We start from the raw sequence: 9,503 nt of genomic DNA, 5'->3' as shown, positions 1-9,503 counted from the left end.
GTTCGACTTGCATGTGTAAAGCATGCCGCCAGCGTTCAATCTGAGCCAGGATCAAACTCTTAAGTTCAATCCTACAAAGTACTCAAAATACTGACTTAATCAGCATGAGCACCAATCATTGCGAAACCAAAAGCCGCCGAAACGACTTCGCCGCAACAACCAAGCACCCACACTTATCGGTTGTTCAACTTTTTAAAGAACCGCTGCATCGCTGCAGCAGAGAAACGAAATTATGATCAACTCAGAACAACTCGTCAACCCCCCGCGCCGCGCTTTCTAATCCGGCTCCAACTCCACCAGACCCGCAACACAGGCTCCTCGCCTCCCGCTTCCCCCTGCACCGCAACAGCCAAAACCACCGCAGCGCTCAAAGAGGGGCGGATTATAAACAGCAAAGGAAAGACGTCAACAGGCTTTCCGAAAATTGCGATATGGCTTGCGCGGATAGAGGGCACTGGCCGATAGCGCCGCCAGTGGCATCCAGGAGCGAGGGGGTCGATTGGACGAACAGCCACCTCATGCGGCGATCGGTCGTATATACATGGATGTGTATTGTGCGACGCGCCGCGGTCGCCCAAGTTACTTCCGGTTGCCCGCCATGTGGATCGAGTGCTATTGTCCGCGCGTCGCGCGGGAGAGAACTCGAAGAGAGTCGCCGAAGGCGTAATCCCCGGAATCGCTCAGGCACAATGGACCGCACGGCTTGCAAAGATCTGGAGAGCGATACGGGCATCAGCGCCTGCGTATCCACCGAAGGGGCAGTCGTCCGGCGTCATGCAGGACGTAATCTCTCAGGTACAAGGGACAGATGGGGGCAGCTGAGCAAAGTGCTTTGCGCCTCTGTCACTTCTGGTGATCAACTGGAGCCCTCATGAACCGCCCCGCCTTCTCATCGTTCTCTGCCAGAATTCCCGGTACCCATACTGAACCCTCGCACCCGAGGCTCGTCAATCAACGCTCGGCGTGCTTGCACTTTCCCGTTCCGCAGCCCGGACCCGTGCTGACGGGCATCGGCCTTTCCCTTCATCACTGGAGAATTCCATGAGCAACATCCCCGCTGGTCTCAAATATACGAAGTCCCACGAGTGGATCCGCGTCGAGGACGACGGCACGCTGACGGTCGGGATCACCGACCATGCGCAGGAGGCCCTCGGAGACGTGGTATTCCTTGAACTGCCCGAGGCTGGTCGCAAGCTTGCCGCCGGCGAGGCTTGCGCGGTCGTCGAGTCCGTCAAGGCCGCGTCGGACATCTACGCCCCGCTTGCCGGTGAAGTCGTCGCAGCAAACGAGGACGCCGCGTCGGCTCCGGAGAGCGTCAATGGGGATGCTTACGCCGCCTGGCTGTTCAAGCTGAAGCCGGACAACACGGATGACCTGGCGGCGCTTCTCGATGCAACTGCCTACGCGGCCGAGATCGATTGACGCGCTCGTTTTCTTGCACGCTGCCGCCGACTCGGCAGCTCACCCAACCTGACTGACCCCACCAGTGCGCACAGCGGTCACGCCGTCCCGCTGTGCGCGCTCCTCGGATGCGCAAAAGACCATCATGACGCCTAGCCCCCTTTCTGCGCCGCTTGCTCAGCTCGAACAGCGGGATGCCTTCATTCATCGCCATCTCGGCCCTAATGTTGAGGAAATTGCCCACATGTGTGCCGCGCTCGACGTGGCAAATGTGGACGATCTGATCGCGCAGACCGTGCCGGCATCGATCCGCCTGTCGGGCGATCTCCCGCTGCCCGGATCACGACCTGAACATGAGGCGCTCGCCGACCTTCGGGCGATCGCGTCGAAGAACGCGCTCTGCACGTCCATGATCGGCCTGGGCTATTTCGGCACCATCACGCCAGCCGTCATCCTGCGCAACGTCATGGAGAATCCTGGCTGGTACACGGCGTACACGCCTTATCAGGCCGAGATATCCCAGGGGCGCCTCGAGGCGCTACTGAATTACCAGCAGATGGTCATCGACCTGACAGGGCTGGAGCTGGCCAATGCCTCGCTGCTCGACGAGGCGACGGCCGCCGCCGAAGCGATGGCCATGGCGCGCCGGGTGTCGAAATCGAAATCGAACGCATTCTTTGTCGATGCGGCCTGCTATCCGCAGACCATCGACGTCATCCGCACGCGTGCACACTACTTCAGCTTCGACCTGATCCTCGGCAACGCTGTCGAGGCGGAAAACCACGATGTATTCGGCGCCCTGCTGCAGTACCCGAACCTGCACGGCGAGATCGCCGACCTGGGCACCATCATCGCTGCGCTCAAGGCGAAGGGTGCAGTGGCCGCAGTCGCGACCGATCTGCTGGCACTCGTGCTGCTCAAGAGCCCAGGTGCGATGGGGGCGGACATCGCACTCGGCTCAGCGCAGCGCTTTGGCGTTCCGATGGGGTTCGGCGGCCCGCACGCCGCCTTCTTCGCCACGCGCGAAGCTCACGTCCGCTCCATGCCCGGTCGCATCATCGGCGTATCGAAGGATGCCCGCGGCAAGACAGCGCTGCGCATGACGCTGCAGACACGCGAACAGCACATCCGTCGCGAGAAGGCGAACTCCAACATCTGCACCTCGCAGGTTCTGCTCGCCAACATGGCCGGGTTCTACGCTGTCTACCATGGACCGAAGGGCTTGCGCACCATCGCCACACGTGTGCACCGGCTGGCTGCCATCGTCGCCGAGGCGCTGCGCGGCGCAGGTTTCCAACTGGCCAGCACGGCGTTTTTTGACACTATCGAGGTGGAAGTCGGCGCACGAGGGCCCCAGATCCTCGCCGCAGCCGAGGCAGCCGGCTACAACCTCCGCCACGCCGCCGATGACCGCATCGTCGGTCTCTCGGTGGATGAGACCACCGCGGCAGACGACATTGCCGCCGTTCTGCGTTGCTTCGGTGTCGAGGCCGATCTTGCGGCGCTCGATGCACGCGTGACCGCTTCTGGCGGCGCGATCCCGGCCTCGCTGCTGCGCACCGACGCCATCCTGACGCATCCGGTGTTCAATTCGCACCACACCGAGCATCAGATGCTGCGTTACCTCAAGAAGCTGCAGAACCGGGACCTCGCGCTCGACCACTCGATGATCTCGCTCGGCTCGTGCACGATGAAGCTCAACGCCACCAGCGAGATGATCCCGGTCACCTGGCCCGAATTCGCCAACCTGCATCCGTTCGCACCCCGCGAGCAGGCGGCCGGCTATATGGAAATGATCGAGGGCCTCGCCTCCTACCTTCGCGCGGTCACCGGCTTCCCGGCGATCTGCATGCAGCCGAACTCGGGCGCACAGGGCGAATATGCCGGCCTCGTGGCGATCTCGCGTTACCACGCCAGCCGCGGCGAGGCGCACCGGAACATCTGCCTGATCCCGAAATCCGCGCACGGCACCAACCCCGCGACGGCGCAGATGTGCGGCATGCAGGTGGTGGTGGTGGATTGCGACGACAAGGGCAACGTCGATGTCGCCGATCTGCGCGCCAAGGCCGCCCAGCACGCCGACCGCCTGGCTGCGCTGATGATCACCTACCCCTCTACGCACGGCGTGTTCGAGGAGGCAGTGCGCGAGATCTGCGAGATCGTCCACCAGCACGGCGGCCAAGTGTATATGGACGGCGCCAACCTCAACGCGCAGGTCGGGCTCACCTCACCCGCCTGCATCGGCGCCGACGTGTCGCACATGAACCTGCACAAGACCTTCTGCATTCCGCATGGCGGCGGCGGACCGGGTATGGGGCCGATCGGCCTGGCGGCACATCTGGCACCCTTCATGGCCGACCACGTCGTTGCTCCGACCGGCCCTCAGGACCGCCCGAACAAGGGCCAGGGCGCCGTCGCCGCTGCGCCGTTCGGCTCGGCCAGCATCCTGCCGATCTCGTGGATGTACATCACCATGATGGGCGGCCAGGGGCTCAGGCAGGCGACCGAGATCGCCATCCTCAATGCCAACTACCTCGCCGCGCGCCTCGGACCGCACTATCCGGTGCTCTACACCGGAAACCAGGGGCGTGTCGCGCACGAGTGCATCATCGACATCCGTCCGATCAAGGCGGCAACCGGCATCAGCGAGGTCGACATCGCCAAGCGCCTGATGGACTACGGATTCCACGCGCCGACGATGTCCTTCCCGGTGGCCGGCACGATCATGATCGAGCCGACAGAGTCGGAGGATCTGGGCGAGCTCGAACGCTTCGTCGCCGCGATGATCGCGATCCGCGAGGAAATCCGCCAGGTCGAGACCGGTACCTGGCCGGCCGAGGACAACCCGCTGAAGAACGCGCCGCACACCCAGGCCGACCTCACCGGCGACTGGAACCGGCCTTACTCGCGGGAGCAGGCGGTTTTCCCGCTGTCCTGGGTGGCGGAGAACAAGTTCTGGCCGAGCGTGAACCGCATCGACGATGTGTATGGCGACCGCAACCTGTTTTGCGCCTGCGTGCCGATGAGCGACTATGCCTGAGGCAGACACGCGCCTGCGGTAGAATCCGCTCCGCTTCGTCGCGAAGCCACGCCCCTGCGGGCGTGGCTTTTTTATGCAGCTTCCATCGCGGCCCAACCGCTCCGACATCGACCGAACCGATCGTCTGCTCCCGGACATGCAAGCCTCCCGAAACGCCCATCGCCCCCTGTGGGTCGCCCTGCTCGTCGCCCACCTCCTCGCCCTCGCCGCCCTGCTTGCCTGGGTGTGGGCCGGGACGCGTCCTGTTCCGATGTATGACCTGCACCTGTCCGACGGCGAAAAGCTCAAGTGCGTGTCCTATGCGCCCTATCACTTCCCTGGCCAGACGCCCTTCGACAAGAACGCACGCGTCGCGCGCGCGCAGATCGAAACGGATCTGGCAGCACTGGCCAGGATCACCGAGTGCGTGCGGCTGTATTCGATCGATCACGGCCTGGATCAGGTCGTCGACGTCGCCCGCAGCGTCGGGCTGAAGGTGCTGCTCGGCGCCTGGATCGGCTTCGACCGCAAAAAGAACGCCGTCGAACTCGAGCGTGCGATCACGCTGGCAAACGCCAATCGCGACGTCGTCCGCGCCCTGATCGTCGGCAACGAAGTGCTGCTGCGGCGTGAGCGCAGCGAAGACGAAATGCGCGCGCTGATCCGTGAAGCCAAGGCCAGGGCAGCGGTGCCGGTCACCTATGCGGACGTGTGGGAATTCTGGGTCAAGCATGACAGCCTGGCGAGCGAGGTCGATTTCGTTACCGTGCACATCCTGCCCTTCTGGGAGGACGAACCGGTCGACATCGAGCATGCGCTCGCCCACGTCGCCGACATCCACGACAAGATGAGTTCGCATTTCGCCGGAAAGCCCCTCCTGATCGGCGAGACGGGCTGGCCAAGCGAGGGTCGCCAGCGCGAGGAATCGAAGCCGTCCCGGGTCAATCAGGCGCGCTACATCAGGGAGTTCGTGCATCAGGCGCATGCCCGAGGCTGGAACTACAACCTGATCGAGGCGATCGACCAGCCGTGGAAGCGCCGCCTTGAGGGTACCGTCGGCGGCTACTGGGGCATGCTCGAGGCGCAGACCCTGATACCGAAATTTCCGCTTGCCGGCGCGGTGTCGGAGCGCGCCAGCGCCATGCCTCCCCTCGCCGGGGCTGCGGCGGGCGCACTCATCGGCCTGCTGCTGGCAGCAACGACGGCAGGCACGACCGCCTTGCGCACCGCGGCCCTCACTGCCGTGGCAGCAACCGCCGGGCTGATTGCCGTGCTGCATTGGGAACACGCTCTGGTGGCCTATCGCGATGCACTGGAATGGGGCGTACTTGGCGGCATCGCCCTCCTCGCCGCCATGTTGGCCGTCGTGCTCGGACGGTGGCGAGGTGAGGAACTTCCTTCTGGCGAGGCTGCATGGGCGGCGCTTTGCGCGCGCCGGCCTCTATCGTGCGCCACCACCTTGGGGCTGATGCGTTCCCTGCTGATGTTCTCCGCGTCGATCGCGGCCTTGCTGCTGTTCGTCGACGCGCGCTATCGTGATTTCCCGACCCTGCTCTACTTCACGCCAGCGCTCGCACTCGGCGTCATCGGCTGGTGGCAGGGCTGCAGCGGCCGCGCTGAGCGCCTCTTTGCGTGGGTGATGGCAATTTGCGTCCTCGGACGCTGGCTGCCAGAGCCGGCCAACCCCCAGGCCATCGCCTGGCTGGTGATCGGCCTGATCCTGTCAGTGCCGCTGCTGCGGCCGCGCAAGCACGAGGACCGATAGCATCGCGCCCACCGCGGCCGGCTCGTAGCTATAGAGGACGAGACCGAGGAGTCCGGCGAGCCAGCCCGCCCATGCCGCCCTGCGGCAGCCCAGCATGAACGAAATGGCGCCCAGGGCAAGGCTGCCCCAGCCCAGGCGCTCGTGCAGGAAGGACTGCACCAGCGCCGTCTTGAACACGCAAGGCGCGACGGGACTGCCGGGTGCCAGGCAATCGCGCGGCAGCAGGCCATTTTCGAGCAGGCCGTAGCGCACCCCGATCGCAACCGTCAGCACGATGACACCCCACAGCAGCACGCGCATCGGCACGCCGAGCACATCGCCCTGCGCAAGAAGCTTCTGTTCCAAGCTGAATATTCCTTCGAAAGCGCTGTTTCCGCAATGCAACAAGGACTGTTGCAAAATCGGATTCCTGCGGGCTCGTAACGGCCTGAGATAGCGCCTAAAATGCCCGCCGTCAGGATCGATCAAGGCCGGGATTGTGTCACAGCGCCGAATCGAAGTGAATTTCGACACGTGCCCGTGCCCGCCCAGCACGACTGCCGTCGCGGCGCATCCCGTAATGCCCCACGTCGCTCCTTTCCAAGGGTGACGCCCACTTCCATCGGACAAAATTCCAGATGAAACAAGCCGCTTCGTTCGCTTACCGCGTGGCAGTCGCCGCCGCCATCGCCGGCCTGGTCGCGATCGCCCAGTATTGGTTGTGGGAGCATTTCAACCGGGGCGCCGAATTCATCGGCACCAACCAGAGCATCAAGGGTTTCGCCTACAACGGCTTCCAGCGCGACCAGAGCCCGCTGAAGGGCACATACCCCACGCGGGCGGAACTCGCCGCCGACCTCGACCTGCTCGCGCGCAACTCCGACGCGTTGCGCACCTACGGCGTCAACGACATGCCAGAGCTCCTGACGGTCGCGGGCGAGCGCGACATGCTGGTCACCGCCGGCGCCTGGCTGGACCGTGACGCCGACAAGAACGACAAGGAGATCACCGCGCTGATCGCCAAGACGCGCGGCATGCGCCATGTCGAGCGGCTGATGGTGGGCAACGAATCCATCCTGCGCGGCGACCTGACGCCCGACCAGTTGATCGTCTATCTGGACCGCGTGCGCAAAGCCCAGCGCAAGCCGGTGTCGACGGCAGAGCCCTGGCACGTGTGGCTCAAATATCCGGAGTTGGTGAAGCACGTCGATTACATCACCGTGCACCTGCTGCCCTACCACGAGGGCGTTCCGGTCGAAGCTGCAGTCAATTACGCCTTCCAGCGCTATGACGAACTGGCGAAGACCTTCCCGAAGAAGAAGATCGTGATAGGCGAGATCGGCTGGCCCAGCAAGGGGCCGGTCATCGGCGCTGCCGTGCCTTCGCTCGACAACGAGGCGCGCTTCATCCGCGAGTTCCTCGCCAACCCGCGCACGCCGCGCCTGGACTACTTTCTGATGGAAGCCATCGATCAGCCATGGAAGGTTGAGGTCGAGGGTTGGGCCGGCGCCTACTGGGGCATGTACAACGCCGACCGCGAGCAGAAGTTCGCTCTGGAAGGCTTGGTGGAGCGCGATCCGCACTGGGCGAAGAAAGCCAGCAACGCCGCGGTGTTCGCGCTGCTGCCGATGTTCCTGATTGCCTTCTTCCTGACCGACTGGAGCATCTTCGGCCGCATCTTCCTCGCCGGACTGATCCAGGCCTGCGTCTCAACGTTGATCATCGGCCTCAACGTGCCGCTCGACTATTACCTGACCCAGCGCGACCTGATCGGCCTGGCAATGCTCATCGCCGCCACCGGCCTGACGGCGGCGGTGCTGTTGTCGCATGGTTTCGAGTTCGGCGAGATGCTGTTCAAGAAGAAATGGCAGCGTCGCTTCATGCCGATGCGTCCGCACCTCGAGGAAGACCAGCCTTTCGTCTCGATCCACCTTGCCTGCTACAGCGAGCCCCCGGAGATGGTGATCGCCACCATCGACAGCCTGGCGGCAATGAACTACAAGAACTTCGAAGTGCTGGTGCTGGACAACAACACCAAGGAAGAAGAGCTGTGGAAGCCGCTCGAGAAGCGCTGCGCCGAGCTCGGCCCGCGCTTCCGCTTCTTCCACCTGGAGAACTGGCCGGGGTTCAAGGCCGGCGCCCTGAACTACGGCCTCAAGGTGACCGACCCACGCGCCGAGGTCATCGGCGTGGTCGATGCGGACTACGTCGTCGATCCGGAATGGCTCTCCAGCCTCATCCCGCACTTCGACAAGCCCGACGTCGCCGTCGTGCAGGCGCCGCAGGCGCACCGCGACTGGGAGACGCAGCCCTTCCGCCGCATGTGCAACTGGGAGTTCGACGGTTTCTTCCGCATCGGCATGCACCACCGCAACGAGCGCAACGCGCTGATCCAGCACGGCACGATGACGCTGGTGCGCCGCCTGGCGCTGGAGGAGGTCGGCGGCTGGTCCGAATGGTGCATCTGCGAAGACACCGAACTGGGCCTGCGCCTCATCGAGCGCGGCTACGACACACGCTACGTAGACCATATCCTCGGCCGCGGCCTCACGCCGTCCGATTTCGCGTCGATCAAGACCCAGCGCTTCCGCTGGGCCTTCGGCGCGATGCAGATCCTGAAGGCACACCTGCCGCAGATGCTGGGCAAGAGCAACCTTAACCTGGCGCAGCGCTACCACTTCCTGACCGGCTGGTTCGCCTGGCTGGGCGATGCGCTGCAACTGGTCTTCGCCTTTGGCAGCCTCTTCTGGACCCTGGGCATTCTGCTGTTGCCGAAATCCTTCGGCCTGCCGGTGGTCGCGCTGGCCTTGCCGATCCTGGGCTTCATGGCGTTCAAGGCCGCGCTCGGCCCCATCCTTTATCGGCGCACGATGGATTGCCCATGGAAGGACATCCTGGGTGCGTCCATCCTTTCTGTAGGCCTCGCGCACGCCATCGCACGCGGTGTATTCACCGGCATCGTGAAGAAGAAAGGCGTCTTCGTACGCACCCCCAAGGGCTGGCGCGCACAGGGGGCTCTGGCCTTCTTCGGCCCCATCCGCGAGGAAATCGGCATGCTGGTGGCGCTGCTGCTTGGGGCCGTGGCGCTGATCCTGATGCGCGGCGCCAACAGCATCGAAACTCAGCTCTGGGTGGGCATCCTGTGTCTGCAGTGCATCCCCTACCTGGCTGCGATCGCCTGCCAGGTGGCCGCCTACATGCCGGACAAGGCACAGCACGACGGTACGCCGCACGCCGTGCCCGCCTGAACCCTGGCCGCGGCGTATTCGACGCCAGCAACGCCCCTTTTCGCCAGGTCGAACGCCATGACTGCACAACCTGCAGCATGGCGTTTTTGTC

5 protein-coding genes, 1 rRNA gene and 1 riboswitch are annotated in these 9,503 nt (G+C 64.1%); of the genes, 4 read left to right on the top strand and 2 right to left on the bottom strand.

Annotated features, from left to right (window positions below):
- Window positions 1-67 (bottom strand): 16S ribosomal RNA (locus GH664_RS16375); the annotation flags it as partial.
- Between the two features lie 554 nt (window positions 68-621).
- A riboswitch (glycine riboswitch) is annotated at window positions 622-707 on the top strand.
- Between the two features lie 334 nt (window positions 708-1,041).
- Here GH664_RS16375 and gcvH point away from each other — a divergent pair.
- From gcvH to GH664_RS16360, 3 genes are all read left to right on the top strand, one after another.
- Entirely contained in the window at window positions 1,042-1,422 is a 381-nt protein-coding gene (gene gcvH / locus GH664_RS16370; RefSeq protein ID WP_153169142.1) for a glycine cleavage system protein GcvH, read from the top strand.
- A gap of 124 nt (window positions 1,423-1,546) precedes the next feature.
- On the top strand, window positions 1,547-4,441 hold the full coding sequence (gene gcvP, locus GH664_RS16365; protein WP_153169141.1) for an aminomethyl-transferring glycine dehydrogenase: 2,895 nt from the start codon (window positions 1,547-1,549) through the stop codon (window positions 4,439-4,441).
- 136 nt (window positions 4,442-4,577) lie between these two features.
- A complete protein-coding gene (locus GH664_RS16360; RefSeq protein ID WP_153169140.1) occupies window positions 4,578-6,185 on the top strand; it encodes a beta-1,6-glucan synthase in 1,608 nt (535 codons plus the stop codon).
- Here GH664_RS16360 and GH664_RS16355 read toward each other — a convergent pair.
- Window positions 6,144-6,530 (bottom strand): hypothetical protein, encoded by a 387-nt coding sequence (locus tag GH664_RS16355; RefSeq protein WP_228111571.1) that lies wholly within the window; start codon window positions 6,528-6,530, stop codon window positions 6,144-6,146. The genes GH664_RS16360 and GH664_RS16355 overlap by 42 nt on opposite strands.
- Window positions 6,531-6,802: 272 nt before the next feature.
- On the opposite strand from GH664_RS16355, the gene GH664_RS16350 reads away from it, so the two are divergent.
- A complete protein-coding gene (locus tag GH664_RS16350; RefSeq protein ID WP_153169139.1) occupies window positions 6,803-9,412 on the top strand; it encodes a glycosyltransferase in 2,610 nt (869 codons plus the stop codon).
- Window positions 9,413-9,503 lie beyond the last annotated feature (91 nt).

It is taken from the genome of Thauera sp. 2A1, from assembly GCF_009469595.2.
In the GTDB taxonomy this organism is placed as follows: domain Bacteria; phylum Pseudomonadota; class Gammaproteobacteria; order Burkholderiales; family Rhodocyclaceae; genus Thauera.
The sequence above is the reverse complement of the archived record's forward strand: the minus strand, read 5'-3'. Positions and strand labels throughout refer to the sequence as shown.

Bases quoted from the DNA above. Each gene is read 5' to 3' on its own strand.
- GH664_RS16350 (WP_153169139.1), top strand. From the start codon at position 6,803: ATGAAACAAGCCGCTTCGTTCGCTTACCGCGTGGCAGTCGCCGCCGCC.
- gcvP (WP_153169141.1), top strand. From the start codon at position 1,547: ATGACGCCTAGCCCCCTTTCTGCGCCGCTTGCTCAGCTCGAACAGCGG.
- gcvH (WP_153169142.1), top strand. From the start codon at position 1,042: ATGAGCAACATCCCCGCTGGTCTCAAATATACGAAGTCCCACGAGTGG.
- GH664_RS16360 (WP_153169140.1), top strand. From the start codon at position 4,578: ATGCAAGCCTCCCGAAACGCCCATCGCCCCCTGTGGGTCGCCCTGCTC.